At 37.6% G+C, this 18,735-nt stretch carries 12 protein-coding genes; 11 read left to right on the top strand and 1 reads right to left on the bottom strand.

The features are described from left to right. The first annotated feature begins 233 nt into the window (after window positions 1-233). The gene (locus E1140_RS09010; RefSeq protein ID WP_155182047.1) at window positions 234-4,253 is read left to right on the top strand and encodes a hypothetical protein; all 4,020 of its coding nucleotides are present in this window, start codon (window positions 234-236) and stop codon (window positions 4,251-4,253) included. 36 nt (window positions 4,254-4,289) lie between these two features. On the opposite strand, the gene E1140_RS09005 is transcribed toward E1140_RS09010, so the two are convergent. Next, a complete protein-coding gene (locus E1140_RS09005) occupies window positions 4,290-6,683 on the bottom strand; it encodes an ABC transporter permease (protein WP_155182044.1) in 2,394 nt (797 codons plus the stop codon). A 313-nt stretch (window positions 6,684-6,996) separates the two neighbouring features. Here E1140_RS09005 and E1140_RS09000 point away from each other — a divergent pair, with 313 nt between their 5' ends. From E1140_RS09000 to E1140_RS08955, 10 genes are all read left to right on the top strand, one after another. Beyond that, window positions 6,997-7,902, top strand: coding sequence for an NAD(P)/FAD-dependent oxidoreductase (locus tag E1140_RS09000; RefSeq protein ID WP_155182041.1), 906 nt, complete (start codon window positions 6,997-6,999; stop codon window positions 7,900-7,902). Window positions 7,903-8,192: 290 nt separating this feature from the next. Continuing rightward, window positions 8,193-8,519, top strand: coding sequence for an ArsR/SmtB family transcription factor (locus tag E1140_RS08995; RefSeq protein ID WP_155182038.1), 327 nt, complete (start codon window positions 8,193-8,195; stop codon window positions 8,517-8,519). 10 nt (window positions 8,520-8,529) lie between these two features. Further along, entirely contained in the window at window positions 8,530-9,498 is a 969-nt protein-coding gene (locus tag E1140_RS08990; RefSeq protein ID WP_155182035.1) for an SRPBCC domain-containing protein, read from the top strand. Then, window positions 9,498-9,878, top strand: a complete 381-nt coding sequence (locus E1140_RS08985; protein ID WP_155182031.1) for a DoxX family protein — start codon at window positions 9,498-9,500, stop codon at window positions 9,876-9,878. The genes E1140_RS08990 and E1140_RS08985 overlap by 1 nt, the downstream gene beginning before the upstream one ends. A 4-nt stretch (window positions 9,879-9,882) precedes the next feature. Next, the gene (locus E1140_RS08980; RefSeq protein WP_155182027.1) at window positions 9,883-10,296 is read left to right on the top strand and encodes an SRPBCC family protein; all 414 of its coding nucleotides are present in this window, start codon (window positions 9,883-9,885) and stop codon (window positions 10,294-10,296) included. 168 nt (window positions 10,297-10,464) lie between these two features. After that, the gene (locus tag E1140_RS08975; protein ID WP_155182022.1) at window positions 10,465-10,923 is read left to right on the top strand and encodes an SRPBCC family protein; all 459 of its coding nucleotides are present in this window, start codon (window positions 10,465-10,467) and stop codon (window positions 10,921-10,923) included. Window positions 10,924-10,927: 4 nt separating this feature from the next. Continuing rightward, window positions 10,928-11,407, top strand: coding sequence for a hypothetical protein (locus tag E1140_RS08970; RefSeq protein ID WP_155182019.1), 480 nt, complete (start codon window positions 10,928-10,930; stop codon window positions 11,405-11,407). Between the two features lie 44 nt (window positions 11,408-11,451). Continuing rightward, the gene (locus E1140_RS08965) at window positions 11,452-12,942 is read left to right on the top strand and encodes a pyridoxal phosphate-dependent decarboxylase family protein (RefSeq protein ID WP_155182016.1); all 1,491 of its coding nucleotides are present in this window, start codon (window positions 11,452-11,454) and stop codon (window positions 12,940-12,942) included. Window positions 12,943-13,052: 110 nt separating this feature from the next. Continuing rightward, the gene (locus tag E1140_RS08960; RefSeq protein ID WP_221412666.1) at window positions 13,053-14,591 is read left to right on the top strand and encodes a LuxR C-terminal-related transcriptional regulator; all 1,539 of its coding nucleotides are present in this window, start codon (window positions 13,053-13,055) and stop codon (window positions 14,589-14,591) included. A 106-nt stretch (window positions 14,592-14,697) separates the two neighbouring features. Continuing rightward, window positions 14,698-18,732 (top strand): ELWxxDGT repeat protein, encoded by a 4,035-nt coding sequence (locus E1140_RS08955; protein WP_155182010.1) that lies wholly within the window; start codon window positions 14,698-14,700, stop codon window positions 18,730-18,732. Window positions 18,733-18,735 lie beyond the last annotated feature (3 nt).

Below are 18,735 nucleotides of genomic sequence, written 5' to 3'. Positions count from 1 at the left end.
AAGATCGCAAAAAAGTTTCTGTAACATGATGCATGAGTAAATAAATACACATACTATGGAATGAAACGATGAAAATTGTACAATCTGATTTTTTATTCTACGATAAAAAAAATTAACCTTAATTTTCCTGAGTGCATTTTCATCTAACAAATGTCTTAAGCACAACCAAGGTATAGAATCAGTTGTTCAAGCTAACCTTTTATGGCATGATTCTGTCCTTTTAAGAGCAAATAATGAGTTGGAGACTTTATAATAAACTTAGACAAAAGAGAAGAACAACATTAGGACGCATTATAACTGCAGTCTTATTTACTGCAATTTTACTTTTAGCCATATTGTTGTCTTACCGCTCCGTGATCTCCAAGTACGCCAGCAATGTAGTAGCCTCTACTATTCAGAATCTAATTAAAGAACGTTCAGGAGGCCTTTATGTTTTGAGCTATGACAGTATCGCCATTGATGCCTGGAAGAGCTCCATTTACCTGAAAAATTTTAAAATCGCTGTTGATTCAGATAGCACTACCTATGTCAAACAACACAAGGTTTTTGACATCTCTACGAAAGAACTTCGGCTAGATGTTGGAGGCTTATGGACACTCTGGTTGACAGATCAGCTAACCATTAAAAATGTCTCATTAAATAGCCCTAAAGTCAACCTCATCTATAGAAATAAAAATACAGAGTCAAACACCAAAGTAGCCGAAGAGACAGGTTTGTTAATCAAACAACTGAAAGAAAATTTAAATCATTTAAACATTGGTTTTTTAGAAGTTAAAAATGCCTCCATTAGTTTCTTCAAGGAAGAGATCAATCAAGCCAACCTGATTTTAGAAATCTCAGACCTTTCATTAGACCTGCTGGGGCTTGATTGGGAAATTGGTAAAAAAATAGAAGGGATAAAAAGTGAGAAGTTCTTTTTAAGAATTAGTAAACAAAATATTGTCTTGCCCGACTCAAGCGCGAAAGTAACAGCAGCTGAGATTACTTATTCTCTAAAAAGCAACAGGCTGACCCTAGTTAACCTGTCACTCAATCCTCGAAATGAAGAAGGTGCTTTTGCAGATACAGCATCCTTTCATTTTGACACCATGTATTTTGCTGGAATTGACCTCAATGAAGTATATCAAAACAATGTATTGATTGTTGACTCAATAAAGCTGGAAAAACCAAAATTAAAAATTGAATCAGGCCTTAATTATTTGAGCAAATTTGTTCAGCGCAAGGACAGCAATACCTCAATCATCGACAGCTTATTTGTAAGAAATATAAAACTCGATAAAGGTCACTTTAACCTGTCAATGTCTAATATTCCTATTAAGGTCGAAGAATTTAATGGAGAGGTCCTGAACGCTTCTTTTGGAGGTCAAGAGTCAGGGGCGTATGGCTATAAACATGGTAAAATAAGTCTCCTTAATGGTTCTGGAAAAATTTTAGACCTGCAGCATGCCTTTAGTTTTGACACCCTCTTCTACTCCTCTTTAGATGAAATATTAGATTTTAATGCTCTGAAAATTTGGAAATACGGCCAGCAAGAAACTCAAAATTCGCCCAAGCTCTTTGCTGATATTCCATCATTACGCGTTACTGGTCTTGACGAACAGGAAATAATTGATGGTGAGATGGCTATTGATAGCATTACTTTCAATCACACCACTATTGAAATAGAAACACCAAAAAATGTGAAGGGTGACAATGAGAAAACATCGAATATACCAGAGATCATGGTACATAGCCTTTTATTAAAACAATCAACTATCAGTTTAAAAACTCAAACTGATTTCTGGAAAGTCACTGACAGCGATATTAATTTTCTAAACCTGGATTTCTCGAACAATGACTTGAGCCTAACCGAAAAGACAAGTTTTGACGCCAGGCTGGATTTGCTAGAGTATGCTAATAAAGAAACAAATATTCAGGCATCCGATGTAATGGGCTCTTCAAGTGCAGAGTTGCTAAAATCATCCAATGTATTAATTAGAACTAACCAACTAGATGTAGATGCTAGTCAGGTGCTGATTAGCAATAAAGGCAATTGGTTAAGATTAGACCCTGATAGTATGCATTTCAATTTTATCAGTTTCACCGATTACGAGATTGATATTAAAACCCCAGATAAAAACCAGAAAAACAAGACTTCTAAAGTGTCAATAAAGATTGATTCTGTATATGCCCCAAATGGTGTATTGAATGTTGCCCTTAAAAATGATGAATCCATTATAACCAATATTGACCAGCTTTATATGGGTGAGTTTATTGGTGTTAATCAAACTTTCAATATGGAAAAGTACACCCTTTCACTTAGCGATATGCATTTAAAGAATGCATCAAATAAAGTGTTTATCAAAACGATAAACACCTCTTCACAGGAAAGAACTGTGAACCTTAATGAAATCGAACTGATCAAGAAGGATCATCATATTACTGACAGTATAAATATCACTTCTGCATCATTATCTGATATTTATATTAGCAATTTCCCTGAAGATTTAGATCAAATGGAACTAGGCACATTGTTAATAAAAAAGCCGCATTGGCATCGGTTTAGCAAGTTTCAAAACTCTAATAAGGCCATCCTAATTGATAGCTTACGAAACATTAAGTTGAAAGAAATCAAAATCATCAATGGTTTATACATGAGTACTGCCAATAATACAGAGCAGACACTTAAGAACATCAACGCACAATTACTTGATATTAACTTATCAAAAAAGGCTTCAGATTTTAAAAAAAATACTGATGGTCTGTTGTATGCCAAGAGTGTATCTGCCACCATTGATTCTCTACTTCATAAAAGTTCAACCAGTACTATCCAATCTGCTAACCTCAAAATAGGCCAAGATGTGGAGATGGAAAACCTTGTTATTAGAAACATTAAAAAAGATGCGCTGAATATTAAAACTCCGAAAGTCGCATTCAAAAAAGTGGCTTATAACAGGCTATTTACCAATAGTTCATTTAAAGCCAATGACCTGATCATTGACGCTCCAGAGATAAGTGCAAATTTCAATTCTCTACAAAGTGATACTAAAACGCGTATTCCCATTTCATTTGATATTCAAAACATTTCAGTAAACAGCGCATCTATTGACATTACTACAAGTGAAAATGAGAACTTGAGTCTGCGCCCTATCGATTTAAAATTAAGCGGCTTATTTTATGACTCACTCACTGATTTTTCAAACACATTTATTCCTGCTGAATCTATTGAACTCAATACCGGTAAACTAATTTTTAAAACTTCTGACGGTCTTAATGAAATACAAGTAGGAAAACTCAGGCTGAGTAATAATGAGAATAAGCTAACCATAACCAATATCAATCTATTGCCACTTTTTCAGAAAGAAGAATATGTGGAAAGAGTTGGTCATCAAACAGATTGGATTAAATCACACATCCCGATTATTACGGTTCAGGGCCTGAATTACAGGAGATTTTTAAAGGAAAAGGCATTTATTGCCAATTATGTTGAGATTAGCGATCCGGAAGTAAATGTGTACCGAGATAAGAATTATCCAGATTCCATTTCAGATAAAAAGCCACTCCCCACAAGCATGTTAAAAGACCTCAAAAATTCCGTTGACATAGATTCTCTACATATCACAAGTGCGGAAATAGCTTACTCAGAAGTTCCGGTAAAAGGTCAAAAACCTGGGACAATAGTTTTTAGCAAATTGGAAGGCTCTATTCAAAACATTACCAATATTCCTTCAAGCTTAAATATTGATTCTACCATGAACGTGATGGTTGAATCTCAAGTAATGGATGAGATCCCCGTAGCGGTTCAAATAAGATTTAACCTCAATAGTACTGAAGATAAATTCAATATTTCTGGCAAAGTAGCTCCTCATAATCTAAATCAGTTTAATGATTTTACTGAAAATGGAGCCTTTCTAAAGATTAAGAGTGGTGAATGTAAAGACCTCAGGTTTGCGGCTACGGCTGATGATAATTTGGCAATAGGCACCATGTATTTTGAGTATAGCGATTTTAAAATAGCCCTGGTTGACAAAAAGACAACAGGCACTAAAAAGTTTGAAGAGTCTATTGCCTCGTTTATGGCTAATTCATTTATTGTCAGAAAAAGAAACCTCGCTTTATTTCGCCTAAGAAAAGGCGATATTTTCTTCGAACGCAATAAGGAAAAATCGATTTTCAATTACTTCTCAAAACTATTTATCAGCGGGGTGTCGAGCAGTGTAGGTTACAAAAGCCACAAAAGAGAAATCAAAAAAATGCAAAATGTTCAACGTTAAAATAAAGGAGCGCCAGTTGGCGCTCCTTTATTTTAATCACTCCGATCTCAACGAATCAACTGGATTGGCTACTGAAGCACTAATCGATTGATAACTTACAGTTACCAAACCTATACCAATAGCCAGTGCTCCTGCCAGGAAGAACACCACAATTGAAGAAACGGACAACAAGTCAATTCTATATTGAAAATCGCTCATCCATTCTGTAACTGCCAGATAAGAAATTGGAAAGGCCAAAACTGTCGCTATCACGATAAGTACAACAAACTCCTTAGACAGCAACATTACAGCTTGTTGCACACTTGAACCCAATACTTTTCTTATACCAATTTCCTTCTTACGTTGTTCGGCTACATAGGCCGAAAGACCAAATAAGCCAAGACAGGCAATTAATATAGCCAGCCAGGTAAAGCCCATAACAAGGCCTGAAAAACGATCATCGGCTTCAAACATTTGTGCAAATTCCTGATCGAAAAATTCATATTCAAATGGATAGTCAGGATACATTTCCGCCCAAACAGTTTCAATATAACTCACGGTTTCATTGACATTGCCTTTAATCTTCACAGAAAGGTTTCCATTGGCATTTGGATTATAAAACATTACCAAAGGCTCAATAGCATGGCGCATAGAAGCAAAATGAAAATCTTTAACCACTCCAATAATCGTTCTTTCCTGATCATTACCCATAGTTAATTTTCTTCCAATTCCACTTTCCCAGCCTACCTGCTTAATGAATGCTTCGTTGACTATAATCCCTTCTTGCTGATCAGTACCATACTCAGGTGAATAATTTCTACCTTCAGCCACTTCAATTCCCATAGCATCAAGAAAATGCTCGTCAAACGATAGTGCACTCACGATCCAGTTCTCCTCATCCTCGGGGCGGCCTTCAGGTGTTACTCCTGTCCTTCCGAAAGTTCTACCCGGCATGTTAGAGGTCATAGCGGCATTGGAGATATCATCATACTGTAACAGTCTGTCCCGTAGCGTGACCATTTTTTCTCTTAAAGTCTGATCATTCATGCTCATGGTCAACACCTGTTCTTGCGAAAAGCCCAGATTCTTATTCTTAAGAAAATCGAGCTGCCTATTGACTAATAGTGTTGCAATAATTAAGGTTATAGAAGCTACAAACTGACTAACCACCAAAATCTTTCTCAACCAAACTCCACTTTTACTGGTTTGGAATTGCCCCCTAAGGATGGTTGTTGAATTGAATTTTGAAAGTACAAATGCGGGATATAAACCTGCTAGTAAACCAATGATGATAGTAATGCCAAAAAGCTCTGCCAAAATAATCGGATGATTAACCAAATATGTAAATACATTGCCAGCCACACCCAGCGGCACGTAAATGGAGATAATTCCTATAAGGGCCAGCGATATGATAAAGGACAAAATACAAATGAGCACCGATTCACTCAAATGCTGTGTAACCAGAGATCCTTTAAGCGCACCCATCGCCTTTCTGACACCCACTTCCTTGGCTCTGGAGGATGACTTGGCTGTTGACAAGTTCATGAAATTGAAGGCCGCAATAAGGATTACAAACAATGCGATAGCCGACAATGAATAGACATAAATAACATCCCCCTTGTTCGCATTATTACCGTCAAATAAAATATTAGCCGACATCAAGTGGGTATCCTTGAGAGGTTGGAGTTTTGTAATCCAGAATTCAGGAACTTCATTATTATGTGCCAGATCATTCATTTGTGCTTCTACTGAATTCGCATTGTCGGTGCTATTCAGTTTCACATAACCAACCATTCCAAGTCCTTGCCATGAATCTAAATATTGAGCAAAATTGGAATCTGCCTGGGTTAGATACATAGACAAAATCAAATCCATCTCTAAATGCGTATTGAGATCGGTATCCTTTAAAACACCAACTACTTCCCAGTCCTCATCATCGATATTGAGCAGCTTGCCAAAAGGTTTTTCCGTCTTAAAAGTTCGCTGAGCAAATTCCTCTGTTAAAAACAGTTTCCTTGGGGCATTGAATTTGGCAGTATCACTGCCTTCAACCATAGGAAAATTGAACATATGGAAGAAAGAAGGCTCTACATACTTGGCATTTTCGGCAAATAGCACATCATCACCATTTTCTACCCTTTGTCTACCCTGGCCGGAAATACGAGTTGAAAGTACCACATCGGCTAATTCACGCTCGGCAGCTTTAGGCATTATAGGGTTGGTAATTCCTACATTATTACTGGATACTCCTAAAGCCTGATCGATGGTAGTAACCCTGTAAATCTTCTCATAGTCATTATGAAAAGTATCGTAACTCAGTTCATTTTGTACATAAACGAAGATGAGCGCAAAACAAGCCAGTCCTATGGAAAGGCCAATGACATTAATTGAAGTAGCGGTTAAATTCTTGGTAAATCCGCGAAAGGCGATTTTGATGTAATTCTTTAGCATGTTGTTGTTTGTTTGAGAGTGTTGACCAATAACGAGCCAAATCTATCCGAAATGATTCGTACTTATGAATTTAAGATGTTAAAGAATGTTAACAATGGAGATTTACACGAATGGGGGAAATTTTATTTCAAATCATACAATTTAATAGGGATTGTGTGACATTATAAAATGTGTTTCTCCATCAACTTGTCATGGATATGCTAAAATCTTAAACTAGTTATTTGTTGCAACATTTGATTGATCCTATATATTTGCATTTCAAATGCAACATTGTTGCAATAAAGAATCCGATTCATATTAACACATATACACAATGAGTGATGCAAATTTCGATGTAATAATAATAGGTGGAAGTTATGCTGGGCTATCCGCAGCCATGGCACTTGGAAGATCTTTGCGTAAAGTACTGATCATAGATAGCGGCATGCCTTGTAATAGACAAACGCCACGTTCTCACAATTTCATCACCCAGGATGGGGCAAAACCGACAGAAATTGCAGCAAAAGCCCTTGCGCAAGTGATGAAATATAACACCGTTCAATTTCTCAATGATCTGGCTATTAGTGGACAAAAGACAGATAATGGCTTTTTTATTAAAACGGAATCTGGTAAAGATCTCAAAGCGAATAAACTCATATTTGCCACTGGTATTCACGATCTAATGCCGAACATAAAAGGTTTTGCTGACTGTTGGGGTATTTCTGTAGTACATTGCCCCTACTGCCACGGCTATGAAATACGACATAAAAAGACAGGAATCCTGGCAAATGGAGAAAAGGCCTTGCATTATGCAGGATTGGTTAACAACCTAACCGATGACCTGACCATTCTAACTTCAGGAAAAGCTGAATTTGATGAAGAACAGCTTGCCAAACTAAATAAGCATAGCAATAGTGTTGTCGAAAAAGAGATTGTTGAGGTAGAACATGAAAATGGCTTCATAGGAAATCTCATCTTCAAAGACGGCAGTATATTAGCACTTGAAGCCATTTATGCAGGTCTGCCTTTTGAGCAGCACTCTCAAATTCCATCTGATTTAGGTTGCGAGATCACTGAAGCGGGCTTTATCAAAGTGGATATCATGCAAAAGACAACTGTAGAGGGTGTTTATGCCTGTGGTGACAACAGTTCAGGAATGCGCTCTGTAGCCAACGCTGTAGCCACGGGCAATGTTGCTGGTGCTGTCGTGAATAAAGATTTAGTAGATGATCAGTTCTGATTGAATAAGGTTTCTTCGCTGTGCTACGAAATGACTTGTGTTTCGTGTCAATGACAACTTTTTCTGACAGGCGGACTTGATCCTAAAACCTTAAGATGCTGAAGCAAGTTCAGCATGACATGCTATTCCCATTTGTCATTCCGGCCTTGAGCCGGAATCCAACACAATCAAGCTTATCATAATACTTTAGTAAATACTAATCATAAAATATTCTTCATTTCATTTGCGTAGCTAAATAGCTACATATATATTTGTAGTCAAATGGCTACATAATATAAACCATTAGCAAGATGAAACTAAGAAGAGATCCCTTTCAGGCAATAGCAGACCCAACACGCAGGGCTATACTGGTATTACTGGCAGCGCAGACAATGTCAGCTGGTGCCATAGCCAATAACTTTGACGCAGCTCGCCCCACTATATCCAAACACCTGACCGTGCTCAGTGAGTGTGATTTGATTGACTCTAACCAACAGGGCCGAGAGATTTTCTACGAACTAAAAGTAGACAACATGAAAAAGATAGATCAGTGGCTGGAGCAGTTTCGCAAGATTTGGGAAGATCGTTTTGAGAATCTTGATAACTATTTATCACAAATTCAGAACAAGAAAAAATAACCCCATTAATATGAAATCATCACTTCTATTCGACTTTACAGTTGACAAGGAAAATGCCACTGTACTTGTTAAAAGAGAATTTGCAGCTCCCAAAGAATTAGTATGGGATGCCTGGACAAAACCTGAAATACTCGACCAATGGTGGGCACCAAAACCTTACCGCACAGAAACCAAATCAATGGATTTTAGAGAGGGGGGCATGTGGTTATATGCCATGATCAGTCCTGAAAATGTAAAGCATTGGTGTAAAAATGACTATCTCAAAATTGTACCACAAACTATGTTTTCTGGTCTAGACGCTTTTTGTGACGAAAATGGAAACATCAATAAAGAGATGCCTCGCACACATTGGCAAAATAAGTTCTCAGAAAATGGTAAAACAACCATTGTTAATATTACTGCTAAATATGAGAGCCTTGCTGACTTAGAAAAGGTTATTGCTATGGGCTTTAAAGAAGGCTTTACCATGGCGCTTGAAAATCTTGACCAATATATTGCTGCACAATTTAAACTTCGCAAACAAAATAAGACAAGCAACAAAGCGCGTGTTTCAAGCTATTTGAATTTTGATGGGAAAACTGAAGAGGCCTTTTTGTTTTACAAAAAAGTATTCAAAACTGAGTTTTTAGGCAAAGGCATTGAACGCTTTAGTGACATCCCTGCAGAGGCTGGACATCCGCCCATCGCAGATGTGATTAAGAAGATGGTATTGCACGTAGAACTTCCCATTCTTGGGGGACACATTTTAATGGGAACAGACGCACCCAAGGAAATGGGATTTGCATTAAAGCAAGGGAACAATATGCATATCTGCCTTGAACCAGAAACAAGAGAAGAAGCAGACAGACTTTTTAATGAGCTCTCTAAAGGAGGGAATGTTACCATGCCAATGGCAGATATGTTTTTTGGTGCCTACTTTGGCGAGTTTTCCGATAAGTACGGCATCAATTGGATGATTAACCATCAAAACCCAAAATGATGAAAAGGAAAATCATCTTTATTGTCTACCTATTACTCGGTCTAATGTTTATCAATGCCGGACTTAATAAACTATTTAACTACATACCTGTACCGGAAGACCTGCCCAAAGATTTGCAAAGAATGAATGCTGCTTTTAATGAAATATTCTGGCTTATGCCCCTTGTTGGAATTATTGAGGTACTGGGAGGAATTCTTTTTATAATTCCTAAAACAAGACCGTTGGGTGCAATTATGCTCTTCCCTATTTTGGTGGGTATCATGATTGTGCATTTAACCATAGCACCTGCAGGTTTAGCGTTAGCCACAATAATTTTTGCTATTAACCTTTGGGTAATTTATAATCACAGAGAAAAATTTCTACCACTAATAAATAATTAATAAGATGTCAGAAAAAATAACCATTCAAGCGCAGGTTGCAGCACCAAGAAATAAAGTTTGGGAATACTATACTTCACCCGAACACATTACCAAATGGAATTTCGCATCAGACGATTGGCATTGCCCATCAGCAAAGAACGATTTGAAGGTTGGTGGAAAATTCAATGCAAGAATGGAAGCCAAAGATGGAAGCTGGGGTTTCGACTTTGTTGCCACTTATTCGGAAATAACACCTGACAAATCTTACACCTATGTAATGGAAGACGGCCGGGTGGTCGATGTACTGCTAAAAGATCAAGGCACTGGCACTCACATAAGTGTAACGTTCGACTCTGAAGACCAGAATCCAGTTGATATGCAGCGCGATGGTTGGCAGGCCATTTTGAATAACTTCAAAAAGTATTCGGAAGGACATTGATTTTATATCTAAAATCAAAGCTATTTACTCTACCTTAACGTTGCGGATTTGATCCGCAATGTTTTTCCTGTTTAAGATGTGCCTGTCCGCAGACTAGGTGTGAACGACATTTATCTAAAGTGCTGTCTTGTCAAAAGAAATCACTAAATTCCATTCTCAACAAATCTTATGAAAAAGCTAAAATATCAAACTGTGGTAAATGCACCTGCCAAAAAGGCTTACAGAGCAATGCTGGGTCTTGATGACATTAAGACTTATGAATACTGGACGGCAGCATTTAATCCTACTTCTAGTTATGAAGGCAGCTGGGACAAAGGCTCTAAAATACTTTTTGTAGGCACTGATCCTGAAGGAAATAAAGGCGGAATGGTTTCCGAGATTGCTGAAAATATCGCCAATAAATTTGTTTCTATCAGGCACTATGGTATGCTTCAGGGCGATAAAGAAATAACCTCAGGCCCTGAAGTTGAAAAATGGGCTGGTAGTTTAGAGGAATACACCTTTGAAGAGAACGATGGAACAACCACCATCACTGTAGAAGTAGATGCTGATAGTGACTTTGCCGAATACTTTGATAATACCTGGCCAAAAGCATTTGAAAAATTAAAGGAGATTGCTGAGCAATAAGCCTATGGCGAAGGAAGAAAACAAAGAATCAAGAAATTTCAAGGACTTACTATTCGAAGTAATACTTCCAAAAGTTGATATGATCAGCATCTTGCTTATTGCAGTGTCTTTGATGTTTAAGATATTCAAACTACAAGGCACGAGTGAGCTTTTCATGATTTCTATGTCTGCATATGCAGGGGTATGTTATTTGAGTGCGTTTAAGCCCTCTGATCTGCAAAGCGCCTTCAATAAATTCATCATTAAATTTGGAGGCATATCTTCAGCCGTACTGATCATTGGCACCTTATTCTTAATACTAAACCTTCCAGGTGGCAAAGAGATGTTCACTATTGGAGTGCCCGCATTTATTATAGCTTTTGTACTAGTCCTAATAAAAAACACTTCTGCAGAAACTGATGAGTATAAAAGTATATTAAAAAGGCATTTTAAGACTTTCACAATTATTACTGTAATCTATCTGGTAGCCTTATATGTAGTGTAACTTTCTTTATTTAAATTTTATAAACGGGTTTAAATCCTATTACTATGACAAAGGTTAGAAAGTCTCCATTAGAAATGGAGAAAGATGAGTTTCGAAAAGTAGGATATAAACTGATTGACGATATATCTGATTTCATTTCCACTATTGATCAAAAACCAGTTACACCAGGAGAAAAGCCCAGTCAGCTTCAAAAGCTTTTAGAAAATCGTACGTTGCCAGAAAATGGCACCTCTGCGGAGCTATTATTGTCTAAAGCAACCGAGTTGCTCTTAAATCACTCATTGCTTAACGGGCACCCTAAATTCTTCGGCTACATTACTTCATCTGCAGCACCAATAGGCGCATTGGCTGATCTATTGGCAGCCTCAGTAAATCCAAATGTTGGTGCACATATCCTGAGCCCTATAGCGACAGAGATTGAGAAACAAACCATGGCATGGCTAGCTGAATTTATTGGTGTATCGCCAAATTATGGAGGTATTTTAGTCAGTGGTGGAAATATGGCCAATTTCACTGGATTTTTGGCAGGCAGAACTGCCATGGCCTCGGAAAAATTGAAAACAGATGGGCTCAATGCTACCGAAAAGCTCACCATATACTGCTCTAAAACCACACACACCTGGATTGAAAAGGCAGCCATTTTATTTGGATCTGGCTTATCGTCCATTCGTTGGATAAAAACGAATACAGCTAACCAAATGGATACCGCAGCTCTTGAAGAAACCATTAAGGCTGACCTCAGCAAGGGTTTTAAACCTATAATGATCATAGGCACTGCGGGTGATGTAAGTACAGGAACTGTAGATGATCTCAAAAACCTGGCTGCCATAAGTAAAAAATTGAAACTTTGGTTTCATATTGATGGCGCCTATGGAATTCCCGCTGCTGTTTTGCCTTCATGCAAAACTTTGTTTGAGGGACTTGAAGAGGCCGACTCCATCGCTCTTGATCCTCACAAATGGCTTTATAGTCCGCTGGAGGCCGGTTGTACTTTAGTTAAAAATCCTAAGCATTTAACTGACACTTATAGCTCCCATCCTGATTACTATAATTTTGGTAGCCATGAAGGTGAGTATACCCAAAATTTTTATGAATTCGGATTACAAAATTCGCGAGGTTTCAAAGCTTTAAAAGTTTGGCTAATGCTCCAGCAAATTGGTAAAAACGGTTATATAAAATTGATCAGCGAAGACATTGAACTAGCACAACTATTATTTGAACTAGCAAATAGACATGAGGACCTGGAGGCGCTCACACAAAATTTAAGTATTACCACTTTAAGGTATGTTCCTAAGGACTTCGATGTAAATCAGGATAATGCTAATGATTATTTAAACAAATTGAACGAAGAGCTTTTAAACAAGCTGCAACTAGGTGGAGAATTATTTCTTTCAAATGCTGTCATTCAGGATAAATACTGTCTTAGAGCCTGTATCGTCAATTTCAGAACCTCAGAAAAAGATATCCATGAAATTATTGATATCATTAGTAGAGAAGGTGACAAAACACATAAGTCACTTTCAAAAACCAATTAACATATTAGCAGCACTCACTTTCTCATATTTCAAATCAATTAATTCTAGATAAATTTCTATACTTATCTCTTCACCATTATATTAGCATGTCTAACCTAAACCTATTGGTCTTGAAAAGTATATTACTGCTTCTATTGTTATTGCTAACTGGTCCCCTAAGTTATTCTCAAGAAAATGAATCCAGTATTGATGAGTCTCTTAAAAAAGCTTTTGAAGCCCAAAACCCTGAGGAGGGTCTATCCTATTTAAATAAGGTAAGCAGTGCTGCAAATAGTGCAAATGACTCCACAAAACTAGAGTATTTTATAGCTAAAGGTGTTGCTCACGGACAGCTGGGAAATGCAGATTCATCCTTTGTTTTTTTAGATCAGGCAGAACAATTGGCAAAAACACTCACGAATGATCTACAGCTTATAAAAGTATTCAACACCAAAGGTCTGGTACTTATGGGTCTGAGCAAATACGAAGAAGCTTTAGACATATTTAAGCAAGGGCTGGCCATTGGAGAAGGGAAAGATGAAGAACAGTATCTTGTTGCAGTTAGAAAGATTTTGGGTAATTCAGGCGGTATTTTTTACCAACTAGGAGATTTTGAAGGGGCAATTAGAAATACAGCCAGAGCATTAGATATTTCAAGACAGTTAAATGACTTCTCCGGCTTGGCTTATAATAATCTTAGACTGGCTATTAGTTATCAAGCCATTGACAGTTTGGATAAATGTGTTAACCACTTAACTCAAGCCAATCGTTTACTACAAGATTTAGGAGATACCACAACCCTACTCTATGTAGAAAATACATTGGGTATGGTATATGATAAAAAACAAGATTTTAACAATTCCTTAGTACACTATCAGGCAGGCAATAAGTTGGCCAAGGCAATTAAAAATGAAGAGGAAATAATTCATACCACCCTCTCCATTGGACAAACCTATTTTAAATTAGGAGATTTAAAAACTGCACAATCCATTGCAAATTCTGTGATAGAGCAAACTGAAGCCAACGGCATGGCCAATCATAAGCAGGCTGCGTATAGTTTATTATATGATATCTCAGTAAAAAGGAATAACTGGAAAGAGGCACTTACAAATCGTAATAAAAGTTTAGAAATTAAGGATTCTATTTCTAATGCAGATGTAAAATCTAGAATTGCTGAGCTTGAAACAAAATACGAAACCGAGAAGAAAGAGGCGGAAATTTCAAGGCTATCGCTTGAGAACGATCTGAAAACTGCTAACCTGGCCAAATCTCGAAATGCAACTATCGCCTTGGGTGTGGGCGGCACACTTACGATAATTCTTCTTATTGTATTCTTCACCCTCAGACACAAAAAACAGTTGGCTGAAAAAGAAGCACAGGAGTTGCAAATGGATGCTTTGAAAAAACGTTTTATGGAGCTGCATGCCAGTCCTGCAGAGCTAGCCGTGGCGCTAGAGTTTAAAGAGCTTAATAACAAGTTAAACACTGAACTAACCGAGCGCGAATTTGAAGCTCTTAAACTTAGCCTTGAAGGTAAGACCAATACCGAAATAGCAGATCAATTATTCATATCTGTGTCTACAGTGAAGTTTCATCTACGAAATACCTATTCAAAAATGGGTGTTGGCAACAGAAAAGAAGCTTTCCAGCTTATGCTTAAAACAAGCTGATTTTCAATGAGTTATAATTTATTTTTAAAAAACTAACCCATAAGGTCAGGTAAAAAAAGACATATTTTTTTGAAGTTCATGTCATTATTAACAAACCCTAAACGACATGAAAAAAATTACACACACATTATTGATCATGCTTTTGTTTGGACTATTTTATTTCCAGGCAAAAGCACAAATTGAATTAGTTGAAGACTTGAGTCCAGGCACTATCCCTACATTTCTTGGGGTGGGGAATAATATGGTTGCCATGGGCAATGAGGTTTTCTTCATATTGGATGATGTACATCCTGATTATGGTTCTGAATTATGGAAGGCAGATGAGAATGGAAATATTTCTTTAGTTAAGGATATTAATCCAGGCAATAGAGACGGAGTATTGAACGAGGAATTTATTGTCTTTAATAACAAGTTGTACTTTTTTGGTCTAAATGAAGAATCAGGCTTCTCATTATATGAAACTGATGGAACAGAAGAAGGCACAATTTTAGTCGGTACAATGTATACTGAAGTTAATGAATACTACTCAGGTCGTGGTTTTACACTATTTGGAGATAAATTAGTTTTCGATGTTTATAACGCGAATGAAGATGTATATGACATCTGGATTACAGATGGGACACAATCAGGAACACAAGTACTGAAACAAACTTATGGCCTTAATGAAGCTTTTGCTCTTGGTCAAAATATTCTACTCTCAATTGAGGATATCGAATCAGATATTGGTACCGAACTTTGGATAAGTGATGGAACACCAGAAGGTACTGAGTTACTGAAAGATATCTATGAGGGTTCCTCTTCATCAAGTCCTTCCCACTTTACAAATGTGAATGAAACAATTTATTTTAGAGCATACACAGATGCCCTAGGTCGTGAATTGTGGAAAACCGATGGAACTACTGAAGGAACAGTGCTTATAAAAGATATATTTTCAGGAACTACTGGCAGCGAGCCAGATTACTTCACTGAGTTCAATGGGGAACTATTTTTTAAAGCTAAGGGCAGCGATGTTGAAGGAACTGAACTATGGGTTTCTGATGGAACAGAAGCGGGCACAACATTGCTTAAAAACATAAGAACAACAGACAACCAAAGTAGCTTTCCAAATAACCTATTCGTATTTAATAATGAATTGTTTTTTAATGCTTCGGAAGAAAGTACGGGAAATGAGCTTTGGAAAACAGATGGTACGGAAATAGGAACCGTAATTGTAAAGGACATTAATACTGGCACAGGTGGTAAAAACACTTCTAATTTTAGTGTATTTAATGAGGAGTTATATTTTGGTGTCTATGGTCTTGATGAAACTACCAATGGCATTTGGAAAACAGATGGAACTGAAGTAGGTACTGAAAAAGTAATCTATAATGATATTGGTGCTGATTATCTAAATATAGCACCATTTAACTATCCGGTATTAACAGACAATAAATTGTTTTTTACTGTTGCAAATAAATCAAGGCTATATCTATCTGATGGCTCACAGGATGGTACTTCTGAAATTGATTTGAATATCGATTTAGGTATAGATACCCACCCACAAAACTTTATTGAGACATCAAATGGGTTCTTTTTTACAGGAAGTGTTACCACCGTTGATGGCAACGTAGGCAACCTTTTCTTTAGTAACGGAAGTACAATAACCAACCTAAGTGAAGAGGCAGGTTTTGAAGTTAAAACAAGCAACAATAATGTAAGCACTGATATGGCCTATACTAACGGGCTGCTCTTTTTTCAAGGTATTACTGACGCAGAAGGTTCTGAACTTTGGGTTTCTGACGGCACTATTGGAGGAACATATTTAGTTAAGGATATAAATACATCTCGCTCAAGTGAAAATTTTCTTGCCTATAATGGAAAAGTATATTTTGCAGCTGGAGCGCCAACAACCGGAGCGGAACTTTGGGTATCGGATGGTACTGAATTAGGAACCACATTAGTCAAAGACATTGAACCGGGAACAGGTCATTCTTACCCACAACGACTTCAATTATTTAATGATAAATTCATTTTCGCTGCTGTAACAAGTGGAGAAGGTTATGAGATGTGGATATCTGATGGTACGGAAGGAGGTACTCAATTAGTAAAAGACATTGAATCTGGAACGGAATGGGGGTTGGAGACGATTTATGGTGTTTTTATAGATAAGGTGTTTTTCTCTGCCGATGACAATACTGGAGCTGGAAGCGAAATGTGGGTGTCTGACGGAACAGAGGGTGGAACGATGCTCTTAAAAGACATTACTGATGGGGGTAACACAAGCTTTTGGTCTCGCTCGTTTGGTCAAGCTGGTGATAGATTCTTTTTTGCACTAAATAATGGTGAAATATGGACTTCTGATGGTACAGAAATAGGTACAGAAAGATTATTAAGTTCTGAATTAACCGAAGATATTAGCTTTTTAGATCTAGTTGGTTCGATTAATGGCAAATTAATTTTCACAACTCGAGAGCCTTTAAGTGGGTCTAGTGAGGAAACCATATACGCTTATCATCTATATTATACAGAAGGCACACCGGAAACTACAGGAATTTTAGCAAATGACATTTTTGCGGATGAAAATCCAGTTAGTAGTGTACTGGATAACAAGCTCTATTTTTCGATTGGCAGAGGTATTCACATAACTGATGGTACACCGGAAGGCACTACTTACATTGAAAATGATAGTAATAGTGAAATGCTAATGACAAATTATTCAATGGTTGGTGGCGATAAAGTCTATTTTGTAGGAGACGTAACTGCCGATAGCAAACATACTATATGGCAAACAGGTGGTACTGTAGAAACAACAAGGAAAATCGATAATGATGGAATAGATATTGAAGAGGACTTATTTTTTTACAATAATGAATTGTACTTCCCAGGATATACTTCTGGAAAAGGTGAAGAACTGTATCGATTTGACCCATCTTTCGCATTACAATCCATTTCTTTTGATGCCATTCCTGATCAGTTTTTAGCTGATGAAACTTTAACATTAAGTGCAAGCGCCTCATCTGATTTAGTTGTTAGCTATGAAATTGTTAGCGGACCAGCTACAGTGGATGGAAATGAAATCACATTTACAGGATTGGGAACAGTAACAGTGAAAGCAAATCAAGCTGGGGACGGGGCATTCCACCCTGCTATTAGTGTCGAACAATCTTTCGAAGTCTTGGTTACAGATCAGTCAATTACATTTGAGGCACTTGAAGATCAATTGTTCAGCAATGGAACGCTAGAGCTAAGTGCTACCACTTCGTCTGGCTTGGATGTTTCTTACGATATTGTAAGTGGGCCTGCTACGGTAAGTGGTAATGTTTTAACCTTTACCGGACTAGGAACAGTCACGGTAAAAGCAAGTCAAGCAGGAAGCAGTGCATTTTCAGCAGCCACGCCAGTAGAGCAGTCATTTGAGATAATTCAAACATCGCAATCTATAACTTTCGATGCCATTGAAGATCAATTGTTCAGTAATGGAATACTAACGCTTGGTGCTACAGCCTCCTCAGGATTAGAAGTAACTTATGAGATTATCAGCGGCCCGGCTACCGTGAGCGGCAATGTGGTAACATTTACTGGCTTGGGTGAAGTGGTTGTTTCTGCCGCTCAAGCAGGAAATGATGCCTTTGCACCAGCTACCTCTGTAGAACAGTCATTCACCATTTTCAAAAACGAGCAGACCATCACATTCAATACCATTGATGATCAGTTCTTTGAAGCTGGCTCTTTAAATCTGTCAGCTACAGCTTCTTCAGGTTTAGAAGTGAGTTATGCTGTAGTAAGTGGTCCGGCTACAGTATCTGGAAATGTGGTTTCATTCTCTGATTTAGGAACGGTGGTAGTAAGTGCCAATCAAGCTGGTGATGATGCTTTTCTGGCTGCAACTTCAGTGGAGCAGTCATTTGATATTATTACCGTAACAGGAGTTGATGATGTGGCTTCTGCCTTGCTCATCTACCCAAATCCTGCCACTGATGTTTTAACCATTCAAACTCAGCAAGAGGATGTTTCCATACAGCTTTTAAACATGAATGGCACTCAAGTGATGACTATAAGAGCTAATGCACCAAACAGCATCTCCCACCTAAATGATGGAATCTACTTTTTAAGAATTTCCGTAGGAGAGAGCTACACTACTCACAAAATCATCAAAAAATAAACC

The organism is Fulvivirga lutimaris (assembly GCF_009711525.1).
In the GTDB taxonomy this organism is placed as follows: domain Bacteria; phylum Bacteroidota; class Bacteroidia; order Cytophagales; family Cyclobacteriaceae; genus Fulvivirga; species Fulvivirga lutimaris.
This window is presented reverse-complemented; position numbering and strand designations above follow the sequence as displayed.

Excerpts from the sequence above, each read along its gene's own strand:
- E1140_RS09010 (WP_155182047.1), top strand. The coding sequence starts at position 234 with ATGAGTTGGAGACTTTATAATAAACTTAGACAAAAGAGAAGAACAACA.
- E1140_RS09005 (WP_155182044.1), bottom strand. The coding sequence starts at position 6,683 with ATGCTAAAGAATTACATCAAAATCGCCTTTCGCGGATTTACCAAGAAT.
- E1140_RS09000 (WP_155182041.1), top strand. The coding sequence starts at position 6,997 with ATGAGTGATGCAAATTTCGATGTAATAATAATAGGTGGAAGTTATGCT.
- E1140_RS08995 (WP_155182038.1), top strand. The coding sequence starts at position 8,193 with ATGAAACTAAGAAGAGATCCCTTTCAGGCAATAGCAGACCCAACACGC.
- E1140_RS08990 (WP_155182035.1), top strand. The coding sequence starts at position 8,530 with ATGAAATCATCACTTCTATTCGACTTTACAGTTGACAAGGAAAATGCC.
- E1140_RS08985 (WP_155182031.1), top strand. The coding sequence starts at position 9,498 with ATGAAAAGGAAAATCATCTTTATTGTCTACCTATTACTCGGTCTAATG.
- E1140_RS08980 (WP_155182027.1), top strand. The coding sequence starts at position 9,883 with ATGTCAGAAAAAATAACCATTCAAGCGCAGGTTGCAGCACCAAGAAAT.
- E1140_RS08975 (WP_155182022.1), top strand. The coding sequence starts at position 10,465 with ATGAAAAAGCTAAAATATCAAACTGTGGTAAATGCACCTGCCAAAAAG.
- E1140_RS08970 (WP_155182019.1), top strand. The coding sequence starts at position 10,928 with ATGGCGAAGGAAGAAAACAAAGAATCAAGAAATTTCAAGGACTTACTA.
- E1140_RS08965 (WP_155182016.1), top strand. The coding sequence starts at position 11,452 with ATGACAAAGGTTAGAAAGTCTCCATTAGAAATGGAGAAAGATGAGTTT.
- E1140_RS08955 (WP_155182010.1), top strand. The coding sequence starts at position 14,698 with ATGAAAAAAATTACACACACATTATTGATCATGCTTTTGTTTGGACTA.